The following is a 16,172-nucleotide window of genomic DNA, read 5'->3' as shown; positions in this document are numbered from 1 at the left end:
GCGCGCTGGTGCGCGAGGCCCCGGCCGCCGGTGCCTCGGCCGCCGCCGCCCGCCCGGCCACCGCCACCGCGGGGCACTGAGCCATGACGCTGTCTGAACTCTGCATCCGCCGTCCGGTGATGACGGTGCTGCTGTGCCTGGCCGTGGTGGTCACCGGCATCGTGCTGTACCCGACCATCCCCATTGCCGCGCTGCCCAGCTTCAACTCGCCGGTGATCCAGGTCACCGCGACCCTGCCCGGGGCCAGCCCCGAGACCATGGCGGCATCGGTCGCCACGCAGCTGGAAAAGCAGTTTGCGACGATCCCGGGCGTGTCGGTGATCAGCTCGTCGAACACGCTCGGCAACTCCAGCATCACCATCGAATTCAACAACGACCGCAATATCGACGACGCGGCCGTCGACGTGCAGGCGGCGCTGTTCCGCGCCCAGCGTTCGCTGCCGATCGAGATGACGGTGCCGCCGTCGTACCGCAAGGTCAACCCGGCCGACGCGCCGGTGCTGCTGCTGGCGATCAACTCGCCGGCGATGAGCCTGGCGGACCTGAACGCCTTCGGCGACAACCTGATTTCGCCCACGCTGGCCACGCTGCCGGGGGTGGCGCAGGTGCAGATATTCGGGCAGAAGCGCTTTGCGGTGCGCGTGCGCGCGCACCCGGATGCGCTCGCCGCGCGCGGCCTGACGCTGGACGAGCTGGCCACGGCGCTGAACCGCGCCAACGCCAACACGCCGGTGGGCACGCTCGACAGCGCGCGCCAGACCCTGACCATCCAGGCCAACCGGCAGCTCACCAGCGCCGACGCCTTCCGCAACATCATTGTCGCGAGCCAGCCCAGCGGCGCGCTGGTGCGGCTCTCTGACGTGGCCGAGGTCGAGGACAGCGTCGAGACCATCAAGACCGGCAGCTGGCTCAACAACGAGCGCTCGATCGTGCTGGCCGTGCTGCGCCAGCCCGACGCCAACACCGTGGCGGTGGTCGATGCCATCAAGGCCGCCCTGCCCCGCCTGATCGCGCAGATGCCGGGCTCGGTCAATGTCGCGGTGGTCAACGACCGCTCGAACTCGATCCGCGAATCGATCCACGACGTGCAGTTCACGCTGGCGCTGACCGTGGCGCTGGTGGTGATGGTGATCTTCCTGTTCCTGCGCCGCGCCGCCGCCACGCTGATCCCCACGGTATCGCTGCCGATCTCGCTGATCGGCACGGTGGCGCTGATGAAGGCCTTTGGCTACAGCCTGGACAACGTCTCGCTGCTGGCCATCACGCTGGCGGTGGGCCTGGTGGTGGACGACGCCATCGTCATGCTCGAGAACATCGTGCGCCATATCGAGGAAGGCGTGGCGCCACTGAAGGCCGCGCTGGTGGGTTCGCGCGAGATGGGCTTCACCATCCTGTCGATTTCGATCTCGCTGGTGGCGGTGTTTATCCCGATCTTCTTCATGCCGGGCGTGATCGGCCTGTTGTTCCATGAATTCGCGGCGGTGGTGTCGCTGGCGATCCTGGTGTCGGCGCTGGTGTCGCTGACGCTGATCCCGATGCTGTGCGCGCGCTTCCTGTCGGCCGAGAACGTGCCGGTGGACGAGTCGCACCACGCCTATGGCGACCATGCTCCGGGCCACGCGGCGCCGCCCGCCGTGGCGCAGAAGCAGACCCTGGGCATGCGCTCGACGCAGTGGTTCGAGAACTTGTTCGAGTTCACGCTGCACCGCTATGCGCGCGGGCTGGACTGGTGCCTGACGCATCGCCGCTCCGTGCTGGCGGTCGCAGGGCTGACGTTCGTGCTGACTGCGGTGCTGTTCGTCACCATTCCCAAGGGCTTCTTCCCCGAGGAAGATATCGGCCAGATCCAGGTCAACGCCGAAGGCCCGCAGGATATTTCCTTCGATGCCATGGCCGCGCGCCTGCGCGACGCGGCCGAGCGCATGCGCGCCAACCCCGCGGTCAAGAGCGTGGTGGTTTCCATCGGCGGCGGCCCCTCGCCCGCGATCAACACCGGGCGGATGTTCATCGAGCTCAAGCCGCTCGGCGAGCGCGCCAAAATGCCCGCGGTGGTGGAGTCGCTGCGCAAAGATGTGTCCGGCATTCCGGGCCTGGCAGTGTACTTCTCGCCGGTGCAGAACCTGCGCCTGGGCGGGCGCCAGAGCAAGAGCCGTTACCAGTACACGCTGCAAAGCGTGAAGGCCGGCCAGCTGCAGGACTCCTCCGACAAGCTGATGGCGAAGATGCGCGCCGATCCGATCTTCCGCGACGTCACCAGCGATTCGCAGCAGTCCGGGCTGGAAGCGCACCTGTCGATCGATCGCGACAAGGCCAATGCGCTGGGCGTGCAGATGCAGGACGTGCGCACCGCGCTGTATTCCGCTTTCGGCGAGCGGCAGGTCTCGACCATCTACACGCCGATCGACAACTACTACGTGATCCTGCAGGCGGCCGATGTCGACCGCACCGACGAGAGCGCGTTCTCCAAACTCTATGTGCGCAGCAAGACCGGCCAGATGGTGCCGATCTCCGCCTTCGCCACCACCGAGCGCCGGGTCGGGCCGATCGCCGTCAACCACCAGGGGCAGCTGCCTTCGGTGACGGTGTCGTTCAACCTGGCGCCGGGCGCGGCGCTGGGCGATGCTTCGGCGCGCATCGACCGCTACCGGCAGGAGATCGCCATGCCCAGCTCGATCTTCACCAGCTGGGGCGGCGACGCGGCGGTGTTCCAGTCGTCGCAGGCCACGCAGATCGTGCTGCTGGTGGCAGCCATCGCGGTGATCTACACGCTGCTGGGCGTGCTGTATGAAAGCTATATCCATCCACTGACGATCCTGGCGGGTTTGCCTTCAGCGGCGGTGGGCGCGTTGCTGACGCTGTTTATCTTCAACGTGGAGCTGTCGCTGATCGCGGTGATCGGCGTGCTGATGCTGATCGGCATCGTCAAGAAGAACGCGATCATGATGATCGACTTCGCGCTGGCGGCGCAGCGCGAACAAGGGATGACACCGGCGAAGGCGATCCGGCAGGCGTGCCTGCTGCGCTTCCGGCCGATCATGATGACGACCTTTGCTGCCGTGATGGGGGCGTTGCCGCTCGCGCTCGGCTTAGGCGCGGGTGCCGAGTTGCGCCAGCCGCTGGGGCTGGCAGTGGTTGGCGGCCTGCTGTTCTCGCAGGTGATCACGCTGTTTATCACGCCGGTGATCTACCTCGCGCTGGACCGGTTCTCGGGGACGGGGCCGTTGCAGATCGATTCGGAGGGGAACAAGCTGCCGGAGAAGGCGCCTGGGGAAGCGGTGAAGCAGCACTGAGGCTTTCTTGCTCCCCGTAACCTCGTCTCAGCCTTCTCTCTGGTCTGCCAGCATCTCCCAGGGTACGTCCAGCGCCTTCGCCAGCTTCCGCAGCGCGTCGTGGCTGCCGGGTCGGGAGCGGTTCTCGATCTGGCTGAGATAGGGCTTGCTCAGGCCGCAGGCCCGGGCAAGCGCGTCCTGTGTCATCCGGCGGTAATTGCGCCAGGCCTTTACTGGGTGATCTCCCGCCAGCTCGGCATCCAGCACCGCGGCCGGCACCCGGAAGCCATCGTCCTCGGCCTTGGCGGCATCGAACAGGGCGACGTCGTCGGCAGCTTCGATGAGATGCTTGACGCGTTCCCAGACCTCTATGGGTACTACTGCAAACTCGCGGCGGCCGTCCCGCTCGATAAACTGGATTTCGGTCATTTGTAGGCGCCTCCACGTGGACTGACGGCCAGCACCACGATCACTAGCCGGCCGTTTTCGATCTGGTACAGCACGCGCCAGTCGCCAACCCGCAGCCGGTAGCCTTCGCGGCCGGCCAGCTTTCTGGCATTCGGGTTTGGTGCGTAGGGATCCACGGCAAGCGCATCGATCTTTGCGCGGATCGTTGCTGCCAGGCTCCTGGGCATTGCCTTCAGAGCTTTGGCGGCTTGTCTGGTGAACTCGATCGCGTACATGAAATAGTAGTGGGTTGCTAACACCGCAGCAAACAAAGTTTGCATCGCCACTCGGCGCCGATCTCGAACATCCCATGCATGTCGTACTGCCGCCACATCCTTTGATTTAAGTCCTTTACCAATCAGACTTAAATGATAATAATTCTCGTTAACTAAAGCGGCGTCACCCGCGACAACCTCGATTTCGCGATCAGCGCCTGCACGCCAGCCAGCCATCCGTCACGGTTTCCCGCCAGCCAGCGCCCGATTTCTTCTGGGGAGAATCCATGAAACGTCGCTGCCTGGCGCGCCTGCGCGCCACTATCCGGGTCACGCCTGTCGCTGCCGTCTGCGCAGCGTTAGGTTCGCCAGCCATTGCCGACGAGGGCGATAGCAAGCGCACCAGCCTCGCGGCCCTCAATGAAGTGGTGGTCACCGCCACCCGCACCGCGGAACGCGCCGACTCGGTCGCCTCCACCATCACCACCCGCGATGCGCGCCAGATCGAGCGCGCCCAGCCTGTCGACGAGGCCGGCCTGTTTGCCGACGAGCCTGATATCGACGTGCCGCGCGACCGCCGCCGCTTCGGTGCCGGCAGCATCAATATCCGCGGCATCGAAGACAACCGCGTGCTGCAGATGGTCGACGGCGTGCGCCTGCCCGACTTCTTCAACGGCGGCGGCCCGTCGAACATCTCCAGCGCTACGCGCGATGCGCCCGAGTTCTCGTTCCTCAAGCGCGTCGAAGTGCTGCGCGGCCCGGCATCGAGCCTGTACGGCTCGGATGCGATCGGCGGCGTGGTCGCGTATGCCACCAAGGATCCCTCCGACCTGATGCACGGCCGCAAGGCCGGCGGCGAACTGGGCCTGAACTGGAACGGCATCGACAACGGCTTCGGCCAGACCGCCGGCGTCGCGGGCGGCAACGACACCATCCAGGGTCTCTTCATGTACGCGAACCGCAATGCGCATGAAATGAAGAACATGGGCAGCGACGACTCCAATTCGGTCAATCGCACCAGGCCCAACCCGCAGGACGTGCGCACGCAGGCGTGGCTGGGCAAGATCCTGCTCAATGCCAGCCCCGAGCACAAGTTCAAGCTCACCTACGAGCATCGCGAAGGCAATACCGATACCGATATCCTGCGGCTGTCCAGCGCGCTGCCGCGCGTGACCTCGTCCACCGGCAGCGAAGACCTGAAGCGCGACCGCGTCAGCCTGGACTACGAATGGAAGCCCGCCAGCCGCGTGCTCGACCGGCTCGCCGCGCAGGTCTACTACCAGGAAGCCGACACCAGCACCTTTACCAACCAGGTGCGCAGCAATACCAGCACGGCCTGCTCGGCCACCACGCGCGGCACCAGCCTGTGCAGTGTCGATCTCGACTTCGCGTTCAGGCAGCAGCAGACCGGCTTCAACGTACAGGCCGACAAGTCATTCGCCACCGGCAGCGTCGAGCACCGCCTGATCGGCGGCGTCGATTTCCTGCGGGTGCGCTCGGCGGAGTCGCGCGACGGGCTGGTGCGCAACCTGAGCACCGGCACCACGTCGAAGTCGATCGCCGGCGAGACCTTCCCGCGCCACGACTTCCCCACCGGCGAGACCCGCCAGACCGGGCTCTTCGTGCAGGACGAGCTGCGCTTCTTCGACGGCCGCTTCACGCTGACGCCGGGGCTGCGCTATGACCACTACTCGCTCTCGCCCGATGGCGACGACCTGGTCTACAACAGCGCCGCGGGACGCCCCGCGGTCAGCAAGAGCGATTCGCATGTGTCGCCCAAGCTGTCGGCGCTGTGGCAGGCGACCGACCGCGTCAACCTGTGGGCGCAATACGTCTTCGGCTATCGCGCGCCCAACTACCAGGAAGTCAACGGCAGCTTCCGCAACACGGTGCAGGGCTACGGCGCCGCGCCCAATGCCGACCTGAACGCCGAGAAGAGCCGCTCGTTCGAAATCGGCGCGCGCTATACCGACGACAACGTGCAGACCAGCGTCGCCGTGTTCGACAACCGCTACCGCGACTTTATCGAGCAGGTGCAGCTGACCTGCCCGTCCGACCCGGCCTGCCTGCCCGGCCTGCGCGCGACCTACCAATACCGCAACCAGACCAGCGTGCGCATCTACGGCGCCGAATGGCGCGGTACGTGGCGCTTCCTGCCGCAATGGCGCGTCGACGGCGCGGTGGCCTATGCGCACGGCAACAACGAGCAGACCGGCCAGCCGCTGAACAGCGTGTCGCCGCTGCGCGCGAGCGCGGGCCTGAGCTGGGAGCGCACGCCGGGCCAGGGCGCGGGCATTCGCTGGCGTGGCGCGCGGCCGGTCACGCGCACCGACGATACCTCGTTCACCTACTTCAAGCCGTCGGGCTACGGCGTGGTCGACCTGCAGGCGTGGTGGCGCTTCAACCGCTACGTCAGCCTGGCGCTGTCGGTGAACAACCTGTTCGACAAGAAGTACTGGCTGTGGGGCGATGTGCGCCAGACCGGCGTCGCGGCCACCGAGCCTGGCGTGGACTTCTACACCCAGCCTGGCCGCACCTTTGCCGCCAGCCTGAAGCTGTCATTCTGAGCCGCAGGAGCTCTGCCATGTCCCCACAAAACACAATGAGAAGCCGCTTCGTGTGGGCGCTGCTATGGCTGCTGATGCTGGCCGGCGCAGCGCATGCCGCCGCGCTGCCGCGCATCGCTATCCTGACCAGCTCGCCGGTGCCCGCCGGCAAGTTCGCGCCGCTGCGCGAGATGGCGCAGGCGCAAGGCATGGCGCTGGAGGCGCGCTATCTTGAACGCATGCCGGCGCAGGAGATCGCGCCCTATATCAACGACGCCGACCTGCTGATCGTCGATGCGCCGCGCGACCATATCGTCACCGCGATGCTGCAGAAGCTGGGCCCGCTATGGACGCAGGCACGCGTGCCGCGCGTGCTGGTAACGACCGACCGCTATGAGGCGCACGGCGTTGACGACAAGCTTGCCGCGCAGCTGCATGCGTACTACGTCAATGGCGGCCGTGCCAACTTCGGCGCGATGATGCGCACGCTGGCCGCGCAGCAGTTCCGCCTGCGCGCCGATAGCAGTATCCCGGCACCGGTCCCATTCCCCAAGGCGGCCTACTACCATCCGAAGCTGGCGAACGTCATCACCACCTCGCCGGAAGAAGCGCTGGCCGCGTCGGGCAGCAGCGGCCCGGTGATCGGCATCGCCATCCACCAGGCCTATGTCTCGGGGCTGGACAGCGCCTTTATCGACGACCTGATCCGCCGCCTGGAAGCCCGCCATGCGCGCGTGCTCACCTTCTACGGCCCGGTGATGGATGCCGACGGCATCCTGCGCATGGCCATGCCCGAAGGCAGGCGCCTGGTCGACGTGCTCATCAACGGCCAGATCATGCTGAACCCGCAGGGGCGCAAGGCCGAGTTCGAAAAGCTCGACGTGCCCGTGATGCAGGTAATGCCCTATCGCAAGGGCGATACGCAGGCGTGGCAGGACGATCCGCACGGCATCAGCCTGACCGATACGCCGTTCTACCTGGTGCAGCCCGAACTGGCCGGCGTGATCGATCCCATCGTCGCGGCGGCTACCGCGAAGGGCGACGGCGCCATCGTCAGCCTGCCGGCGCAGCTCGACACCGTGGCCGACAAGGCGCTGGCACTGGCGCGGCTGCGGCAGCTGCCCAATGCCGACAAGCGCGTGGCGATCCTCTACTACAACTACCCGGCCGGCGAGAAGAACCTGTCGGCATCGTTCCTGAACCTGCCCAGGAGCCTGGCCAGCACGCTGGCCGCGCTGCGCGCCGCTGGCTACACCACCGAGGCGGCCGACGAAGCGCGTCTGCAACGCGACCTGGGGGCGCTGCTTGCGCCCTTCTACCGCAGCGGCAAGCTCGAACCATTGCTCGATGCGGGCATGGCGGTGTGGATGCCGATGTCAGAATACCGGCGCTGGTACGACGCGCAGCCTGCCGCATTCCGCGCCTCGGTGGCGCAGCGCTGGGGCAACCCCGAGCAATCGACGATGGCCACCACGCGCAACGGCGAGGCCGGCTTCGTGATCCCGCGCCTGCAGCTCGGCAATGTCGCGTTGATGCCGGTGCCGCCGCGCGGCGAGCGCAGTGAATCCGACGAGAAGGCGCTGTACCACTCCACCACCACGCCGCTGAACCACTTCTACATGGCCGCCTACCTGTGGGCACGCGAAGGGCGCGAGGCGCTGGTGCACTACGGCACGCACGGCACGCAGGAATGGACGCCGGGCAAGGAGCGCGGCCTGTCCGTCACCGACCAGCCTTACCTGGTGCTGGGCAGCGTGCCGGTGATCTACCCGTATATCGTCGACGACGTGGGCGAGGCGATCCAGGCCAAGCGCCGCGGCCGCGCCGTCATCGTCAGCCACCAGACGCCGCCGTTCCGCCCGGCGGGCCTGCATACCGAACTGGTGTCGCTGCACGACCAGCTGCACCAGTTCCTGCAGCAGGATGAAGGCGCGGTGAAGGACACGATCAGGCAGCAGATCCTGGCGCGCAGCGCCTCGATGCACCTGTTCGAGGACATGGGCTGGACCGCGGCGCGCGCGCGCACCGATTTCACCGGCTATCTCGATGCGCTGCATATCCACCTGCATGAACTCGGCGGCACGCTGCAGCCCTATGGCCTGCATACCTTCGGCCAGTCGCAGGACGACGGGCTGCGGCTCTACACGACCATGGCGATGCTCGGCAAGGACTGGCTCAAGCGCGTGTTCCCGGAAGAGCCGGAGGAGCTGTTCGCGGTCGACTATGCACAGCTTGCGCAAACCGCTCCCTATGCGATGGTGCGCCGCCACGTCGCCGAAGGCGCGCCACTGGACGAGCTGCGCGATGCGCGCCAGCGCGAAGACATGGAGCGCGCGCGGCAGCTCTACGCCAGCCTCGACGCCGCGCCGGAGAACGCGGGACTGCTGACCGCGCTGGCGGGCCGGCACTTGTTGCCAGGCACCGGCGGCGATCCGGTGCGCAATCCCGACACGCTGCCGACCGGACGCAACCTGTATGGCTTCGATCCCTCCAAGGTGCCCAGCCGCGAAGCCTGGAAGGCCGGCCAGGCCGCGGCCGAGGCCATGATCGCCGACTGGCGCAAGCGCCATGGCCGGTATCCCGACAAGCTGGCGTTCTCGTTGTGGAGCGTGGAAACCATGCGCCACCAGGGCATGCTGGAAGCACAGGCCATGGCGGTGCTGGGCGTGCAGCCCAAGTGGGACGATGGCGGCCGAGTCGTTGGCGTGGAGGCGATTCCCGCGGCGGAACTCGGGCGCCCGCGCGTGGACGTGGTGCTGTCGGCAACGGGCCTGTATCGCGATCACTTCCCCAACCTGATGAAGTGGCTGGCCGAGGCGGTGAAGCTGGCCGCCGCGAAGCCGGAGGCCGACAACGTCGTCGCCGCCAACACGCGCGCGGTGCGCGAGCGGCTGGCGAAGCTCAACGTCCCCGCCGACCGGCTCGACTCGCTGGCGGTGACGCGCATCTTCGCCAGCGAGTCGGGCAACTACGGCACCGGCCTGAACGATGCTGCGATGGCCACCGACACCTTCGGCAGCGGCCGCGAGGCCGATGCCAAGCTGGCCAGGCTGTACCTTGCCCGCATGCAGTACGCCTACGGCCCCGACGAGCAGCACTGGGGCGAGGCGCTGCCGCAGGTCAACCTGTACGCCGAGAACCTGAAGGGCGTGGACGGCGCGCTGCTGGCGCGCAGCTCCAACCTGTACGGCATGCTGACCACCGACGATCCGTTCCAGTACCTCGGCGGCATCGGCCTGGCGGTGCGGCACCTGACCGGCAAGGCGCCCGAGCTGCTGATCTCGAACCTGCGCGATGCCAGCAATGCGCGCACCGAGACCGCGGCGGGCTTCCTGGCCAGCGAGCTGCGCACGCGCTACTTCCATCCGGGCTGGATCGAGGGCATGAAGGCCGAGGGCTACAGCGGCGCGCTGAACGTGCTCGACTCCGTCAACAACTTCTGGGGCTGGACCGCGGTCTCGCCCGAGATCGTGCGCGACGACCAGTGGACCGAGTTTGCCGAGGTCTATGTCAACGACAAGCACAAGCTGGGGCTGAACGAGTGGTTCGAGAAGAACGCGCCGCATGCCCAGGCGCAGGTGATCGAGCGCATGCTGGAAGCCGCGCGCAAGGGCTACTGGAAGGCCGACAGCAAGTTGCTGGAGACGCTGGCGCAGCGCTACGAGGATCTCGCGCAGCGCCATGACATCGTTAGCAACAACCGCGCGTTCAACCAGTACCGCAAGCAGCAGGTGCAGGCCGCGGCCGAGGGCTTCGGCATGCAGGCGCCGGCGGCGGCGCCCCGCGCTGCCAAACCTGCCGCGCCGGCAAAGCCCGCTGCGGCCGAATCCGCACCGGTGCCGCCGCCAGCGCCGAACCAGTCCCAACCCCAGCCCGTGCAGGGCATGCAGCTGGTCGAGCGCCAGCCGCCCGCGGCCGCCATCGTGCCGGTGCTGTCATGGCTGGCCGGCGGCATCGCGCTGGCCGCGGCCATCGCCGGCGGCGCCGTCAGCGCGCGGCGCCGCCAGGCGGCTGCCGGCGGCAGCTGGATACCGGGACCGCGCTGAGCCCCTTGCAGAAGCATCCATCGAATTCCTGAAAACGACACACCATGACCCCTACCCTGCTTGAAACCCTGATGTACGACGTCGGCCAGCTGTTCCTGATCCCGACGCTGGCCCTGATCGCGCTGCTGTTCCTGTATGCCTTCTGGGCGCTGGGCGAGTTCGCCATGCAGGCCTGGCTGCGCGCGCGCCATCCGATCGAAAGCGGGCGCGGCTACGTGCTGGTGACGTGGGCGCGCCGGCACAAGGTGGCCAATGCCGACGCGCTCGACGTTGCCGCGCACCGCCTGCTGGAACGCCCGCGCATCGCCACGCGCGTGGCGCCGATGTTGGGGCTGGTGGCCACCATGATCCCGATGGGTCCGGCGCTCAAGGGCCTGTCCGGTGGCAACCTGGCCAATGTAGGCGAGAATCTGACCATTGCCTTCTCCGCGGTGATCCTGGCGCTGATCGCGGCCAGCATCACCTTCTGGGTGGTCAATGTGCGCCGCCGCTGGCTGGCCGAGGAGCTTGTGTGGCTGGGCCAGTCGCGGCCGCAATGGGAGGCCGCGGAATGAAGTTCCTGGAAGAGAGCGAAGCCGACGACCCGATCCTGTCGGTGGTCAACCTGATCGACGTGTTCCTGGTGGTGATCGCCGCCCTGCTGGTGGCGATCGCGCAGAATCCGGCCAACCCGTTCACGCATGACGACGTGACCATCATCACCAACCCGGGCAAGCCCAATATGGAGATCGTGTCGCGCCAGGGCGAGAAGGTGGTGCGCTACCAGGCCAGCGGGCAGGTGGGCTCGGGCGATGGCATCAAGGCTGGCGTAGCCTATCGGATGAAGGACGGGTCGATGGTGTATGTGCCGGAGCAGCAGGCCGGGCAACAAGCGGGAGCGCAGGCCGCCAACCCCGCCACCACAACGAGATAAGGAAAGGAACTGCGTGATGTCATTCCGTTTGCGCATTGCCGGCATGCTGGCCGCCGCTGTCGCTGTGCTGGCCACCGGCTGTGCCGCCACCGGCCCGGCACCCGAGGCGGTCAGCGCCGCCTTCGCCGGCAAGTCCTACGTGCTGCTGGGCGAGGTCCACGACAACGCCGCCGCGCAGCAGCAGCGCCTGGCCGCGCTGACGCGCGCAGTCGAGCAAGGCTGGCGCCCCGCCATCGCCATGGAGCAGTTCGACCGCGAGCGCCAGGCGGATATCGAGCGCGCCCGCCGCGAGCGCCCGCGCGATGCCGACTACCTGATCGCCCAGGCCGGCGGCGGTGCCTGGCAATGGCCGCTGTACCGGCCGGTGGTGGCGCTGGCGCTGCAGTACGACCTGCCGCTGGTGGCGGCCAACCTGTCGCGCGCCGACGCCGGCAAGATCGTGCGCGGCGGACTGGACAGCCTGTTCCCGGCCGGCGAGCGCCAGCAACTGGGCCTGTCCGGTGCGCTGCCCGACGACCTCGTGGCCGCGCAGACGGCGGTGCTCGACCAGGGCCACTGCGGCAATTTCCCCAAGGCCATGCTGCCCGGGATGCTGGCGGCGCAGGCCGCGCGCGATGCGGTGATGGCGCAGACGCTGCGCCCCTACGCGCAGCGCGGCGCGGTGCTGATCGCCGGCAACGGCCATGTGCGGCGCGACATCGGCGTGCCGCGCTGGCTGGGGGTGGGCGTGGGGCAGGTGGTCAGCGTGGGGTATGTGGAAAACCCGCCGGCCGACGGCGAGTTCGACATGGCCGTGGTGGTGCCTGCGGTGGCGCGCAAGGACCCGTGCCTGCAGGTGAAGCCGGCGGGTTAAGACCCACAACAACGACCAGGCGCACGGTTTTGGATGCACCCAAGCCGCCCGAACTAGCCTAAGCAAGATGTTCTCCCTCTCCCCTCATGGGGAGAGGGCCGGGGTGAGGGGTGGTCTAGCAAGGTGCCACACCAAGCGGAGCCAACGGTTTTAACCCACGGGCCTCAGCCTTTGACGCGCCTGCCCTCACCCCCTGCCCCTCTCCCGCAGGCGGGAGAGGGGAGCAAACCGTCGGCGCGTGAGGGCGCCATCCACGTAAACCCCGACCATTTCTCCCCCCAATTGACAGCCTTTTGACAGTTTCCGCCGCCTAGAATCCGCCCCATGACCGGTAATTCCGGTCTGACGTTCACCAAAAGTCCAAGAACAGTCCCGGCCACGCCCCGCCGCGCCGGACAGGAGACAAGCACCGGCACTGCGCCTTTCGCGCCGTCCGCCAGGCTGTCTTCCCGTCCCCCGCAACGCAGTGGCAGCCGGAACGCCCGGGTCGGATCGCGGCTGCCAGCAGGCTGGCATGGCGCATCCCCGGTAACACCAGGAGACCGCTATGCGCCGTACCTATTCCCGCCTGGCCCATGCCGTGATGGCATCGGCCGCCGTTGCCGCCACCTTCGCCGCCGCGCCGGCCTTCGCGCTGGACAGCGTCAAGGTCATGATCGGCGCCAACCCCGGCGGCGGCTTTGACCAGACCGGCCGCTCGCTCGGCGCCGCGATGATTGCCGCGGGCCAGGCCAAGACCGCTTCATACGACAACAAGGGCGGCGCCGGCGGCACCATCGCGCTGACGCAGTTCGTCAATACCGACAAGGGCAACCCCAATGCGCTGATGGTGGTGGGCGCGGTGATGGTGGGCGCGATCGAGACCAACAAGCCGCCGGTCACGCTGAAGAACGCCACCCCGATCGCGCGTCTGTTTGCCGACACCATGGTCATCACCGTGCCGGCAAGCTCGCCGATCAAGTCGGTCAAGGACCTGACCACGCAGCTCAAGGCCAACCCGGGCAGCGTCAGCTGGGGCGGCGGCTCCAAGGGTTCGATCGACCACATCCTGGCCGGCCTGATCGCCAAGGAAACGGGCGTCGATCCCAAGAAGATCAACTACGTGCCGTTCCAGGGCGGCGGCGAAGCCTCTGCCTCGATCATGGGCGGCCATGTGACGGTGGGCATTGCCGGCGTGTCGGAATTCCTGCCCTTCATCAAGAGCGGCAAGATGCGCGCGCTGGCTGTGACCTCCAAGGACCGCACCGCCGATATCCCGACGCTCAAGGAGCAAGGCGTGAACGTCGAGATCTATAACTGGCGCGGCGTGTACGGCGCGCCCGGCATCAGCGCCGAGCAGCGCAAGGCCATGATCGACGCCGTGGTCAAGGCCACCGAGAGCCAGGCCTGGAAGGACACGCTGCAGAAGAATGACTGGACCCCGTTCCTGCTGACCGGCGACGAGTTCGGCAAGTTCGTCGACAGCGAATCGGCCCGCCTGGGCGGCTCGCTGCGTGAACTGGGCGTGGCCAAGTAAGGGCCACCCGCAGCACCGCAATCCCGTAGTACCGCATCAACCTGCTTTACCTGTCGTGCCTGCCAACCCCGCCGGTGACCCCGGCGGCAGGAAAACGGCGCAGGGCGGGGTGTCCACCTGCGATACCAGACAAAAACCATATGTCGCCGGGCCCTGCCGCCGCGCGGGCAGCACCTGCCAGCGTCGCGGACGCCAGCGCCCCTGCTGGCGACAAAGGCCAAGGAGTCTCCATGAAACCCTCGCACCTCGCCATCGGCATTGCCGTGCTGGCGCTCTCGCTGTTCTTCTTCCTCGGGCTGTCCGGCATTTCCGGCGAAGAGGGCTACGCCGGCCTGTCGCCGCGCTTCGTGCCCACGCTGGTGGCCGTCGGCCTGGCCGTGTGCGGCGCGCTGCTGACCTGGCAGGGCGTGCGCGGCGGTTTCCGCAACATGCCGGAAGAAGATGCCGAGCTGCCCAACGCGCCGCACAACTTCGGCGGCTTCCTGTGGGTGGCCGCGGGCCTGGTGCTGAACATGGCGCTGATCGGCACGCTTGGCTTCGTGTTCGCTTCCACGCTGCTGATGGTGTGCGTGGCGCGCGGCTACGGCAGCCGCCGCATCGTGCGCGACGCGCTGATCGGCCTGTGCATCACGGTGCCGATGTGGGCGCTGTTTGAGTTCCTGCTCGGCATCAACCTGCCGCTGCTGCCCATCGCTGGCTTCTGAGCCCGCCCGCCCGTCCAGCAAGGAGTCTTCGAATGGATACCCTGAACCAGCTGATGCACGGCTTTGCCGTGGCCATCACGCCGATCAACCTGATGTGGGCCCTGGTGGGCTGCTTCCTCGGCACCGCCATCGGCGTGCTGCCGGGCATCGGCCCCGCGCTGACGGTGGCGATGCTGCTGCCGCTGACCGCCAAGGTGGAACCGACCGCGGCGCTGATCATGTTTGCCGGCATCTACTATGGCGCGATGTACGGCGGCTCGACCACCTCGATCCTGATGAACACCCCGGGCGAGTCTTCCACCATGGTGACAGCCATGGAAGGCAACCTGATGGCCAAAAACGGGCGCGCCGGCCCAGCGCTGGCCACCGCGGCGATCGGCTCGTTCGTGGCGGGCACCATCGCCACGGTGATGCTGTCGATGTTCGCGCCGGTGGCGGCGGACGTGGCGCTGCAGTTCGGCCCGGGCGAGTACTTCATGATCATGCTGCTGGCCTTCACCACGGTCTCGGCCGTGCTGGGCTCGTCGCTGCTGCGCGGCATGACCGCCCTGTTCCTGGGCCTGGGCATCGGCCTGATCGGCATGGATTCGCTGTCGGGCCAGACCCGCTATTCGATGAACGTGCAGGAGCTGTACGACGGCATCGACATCGTGGTGGTGGCGGTGGGCCTGTTCGCGGTGGGCGAGGCGCTGTTCAACGCGTTCTTCCCGCAGCCGGCGGGCACCTTCAACAAGCTCAGCTCGGTCCACATGAACAAGTCGGACTGGAAGCGCTCGATCCCGGCGTGGATCCGCGGCACCTTCATCGGCTTCCCGTTCGGGCTGATCCCCGCCGGCGGCGCCGAGATCCCGACCTTCCTGTCGTATGCCACCGAGAAGAAGCTGTCGGACCACAAGGAAGACTTCGGCAAGGTCGGCGCGATCGAAGGCGTGGCCGGCCCCGAAGCGGCCAACAACGCCGCCGTCACGGCGACGCTGGCGCCGCTGCTGACGCTGGGCATCCCCACCTCCAACACCACCGCGATCCTGCTGGCCGCGTTCCAGAACTACAACCTGCAGCCGGGCCCGATGCTGTTCCAGACCTCGGGCGACCTGGTGTGGGGCCTGCTGGCGTCGCTGTATATCGGCAACGTCATGCTGCTGGTGCTGAACCTGCCGGCGATCGGGCTGTGGGTGCGCATGCTGCGCGTGCCCACGCCGCTGCTGTACGGCGGCATCCTGATCTTCGCGGGCCTGGGCGCCTACGGCATCCGCCAGTCGTGGTTCGACCTGCTGCTGCTGTTCGTGGTCGGCCTGCTGGGCATGGTGATGCGCCGCTTCGACTTCCCCACCGCGCCGGTGATCGTCGGCATGATCCTGGGGCCGATGGCCGAGAAGCAGCTGCGCAATGCGCTGTCGATCGGCCAGGGCGACTGGACCCTGTTCCTGCGCCAGCCGATCTCGGCCACCATCCTGGCGCTGACCGTGGCCGTGGTGGTGATCCCGCGCCTGTTGCGCTGGCACGCGACCCGCACCTCGGCGCACGCGCAGGCCGACAACGCGGCATGATGCGCGCGATCTTGCGGTAAGCTTTGCGAGGCCCGCACGCCAATGGTGTGCGGGCCTCTTGTCTTTCGTCTCTCGTTTTCCAGAACAACAAGCCGCCGGCGCCCTGCGCCAGGCCG

The 16,172-nt window shown here is 67.5% G+C and carries 11 protein-coding genes; 9 read left to right on the top strand and 2 right to left on the bottom strand.

What is annotated here, in order from left to right; translation table 11 throughout:
* Positions 1–83: 83 nt before the first annotated feature.
* Complete coding sequence (locus CF68_RS09920) at positions 84–3,290, top strand: efflux RND transporter permease subunit (RefSeq protein ID WP_035817982.1); 3,207 nt, start codon at positions 84–86, stop codon at positions 3,288–3,290.
* 27 nt (positions 3,291–3,317) lie between these two features.
* On the opposite strand, the gene CF68_RS09915 is transcribed toward CF68_RS09920, so the two are convergent.
* Both CF68_RS09915 and CF68_RS38220 read right to left on the bottom strand, forming a co-directional pair.
* Complete coding sequence (locus CF68_RS09915) at positions 3,318–3,698, bottom strand: helix-turn-helix domain-containing protein (protein ID WP_035817979.1); 381 nt, start codon at positions 3,696–3,698, stop codon at positions 3,318–3,320.
* Positions 3,695–4,168, bottom strand: a complete 474-nt coding sequence (locus CF68_RS38220; protein WP_235205720.1) for a type II toxin-antitoxin system RelE/ParE family toxin — start codon at positions 4,166–4,168, stop codon at positions 3,695–3,697. The genes CF68_RS09915 and CF68_RS38220 overlap by 4 nt, the downstream gene beginning before the upstream one ends.
* A gap of 50 nt (positions 4,169–4,218) precedes the next feature.
* On the opposite strand from CF68_RS38220, the gene CF68_RS09905 reads away from it, so the two are divergent.
* From CF68_RS09905 to CF68_RS09870, 8 genes are all read left to right on the top strand, one after another.
* Positions 4,219–6,498: a TonB-dependent hemoglobin/transferrin/lactoferrin family receptor gene (locus CF68_RS09905; RefSeq protein ID WP_035817974.1), complete on the top strand. Its 2,280-nt coding sequence runs from the start codon at positions 4,219–4,221 to the stop codon at positions 6,496–6,498.
* A 17-nt stretch (positions 6,499–6,515) separates the two neighbouring features.
* Positions 6,516–10,523 (top strand): cobaltochelatase subunit CobN, encoded by a 4,008-nt coding sequence (gene cobN / locus CF68_RS09900; RefSeq protein WP_235205719.1) that lies wholly within the window; start codon positions 6,516–6,518, stop codon positions 10,521–10,523.
* Positions 10,524–10,567: 44 nt separating this feature from the next.
* A complete protein-coding gene (locus tag CF68_RS09895; RefSeq protein ID WP_035817968.1) occupies positions 10,568–11,077 on the top strand; it encodes a MotA/TolQ/ExbB proton channel family protein in 510 nt (169 codons plus the stop codon).
* Positions 11,074–11,436 carry a DUF2149 domain-containing protein gene (locus CF68_RS09890; RefSeq protein ID WP_051591471.1) on the top strand — a complete coding sequence of 121 codons (363 nt, stop codon included), beginning with the start codon at positions 11,074–11,076 and terminating at the stop codon, positions 11,434–11,436. Before CF68_RS09895 ends, CF68_RS09890 begins: the two co-directional genes overlap by 4 nt.
* Positions 11,437–11,452: 16 nt before the next feature.
* The gene (locus tag CF68_RS09885; RefSeq protein ID WP_051591470.1) at positions 11,453–12,289 is read left to right on the top strand and encodes a ChaN family lipoprotein; all 837 of its coding nucleotides are present in this window, start codon (positions 11,453–11,455) and stop codon (positions 12,287–12,289) included.
* 547 nt (positions 12,290–12,836) lie between these two features.
* Positions 12,837–13,805, top strand: coding sequence for a tripartite tricarboxylate transporter substrate binding protein (locus CF68_RS09880; RefSeq protein ID WP_035817965.1), 969 nt, complete (start codon positions 12,837–12,839; stop codon positions 13,803–13,805).
* 230 nt (positions 13,806–14,035) lie between these two features.
* Positions 14,036–14,509 (top strand): tripartite tricarboxylate transporter TctB family protein, encoded by a 474-nt coding sequence (locus tag CF68_RS09875; RefSeq protein WP_035817962.1) that lies wholly within the window; start codon positions 14,036–14,038, stop codon positions 14,507–14,509.
* A gap of 32 nt (positions 14,510–14,541) precedes the next feature.
* Positions 14,542–16,056: a tripartite tricarboxylate transporter permease gene (locus tag CF68_RS09870; protein WP_010811346.1), complete on the top strand. Its 1,515-nt coding sequence runs from the start codon at positions 14,542–14,544 to the stop codon at positions 16,054–16,056.
* The last annotated feature ends 116 nt before the right edge of the window (positions 16,057–16,172 follow it).

Source organism: Cupriavidus sp. SK-4 (assembly GCF_000611125.1).
Taxonomy (GTDB): domain Bacteria; phylum Pseudomonadota; class Gammaproteobacteria; order Burkholderiales; family Burkholderiaceae; genus Cupriavidus; species Cupriavidus necator.
The sequence above is the reverse complement of the archived record's forward strand: the minus strand, read 5'-3'. Positions and strand labels throughout refer to the sequence as shown.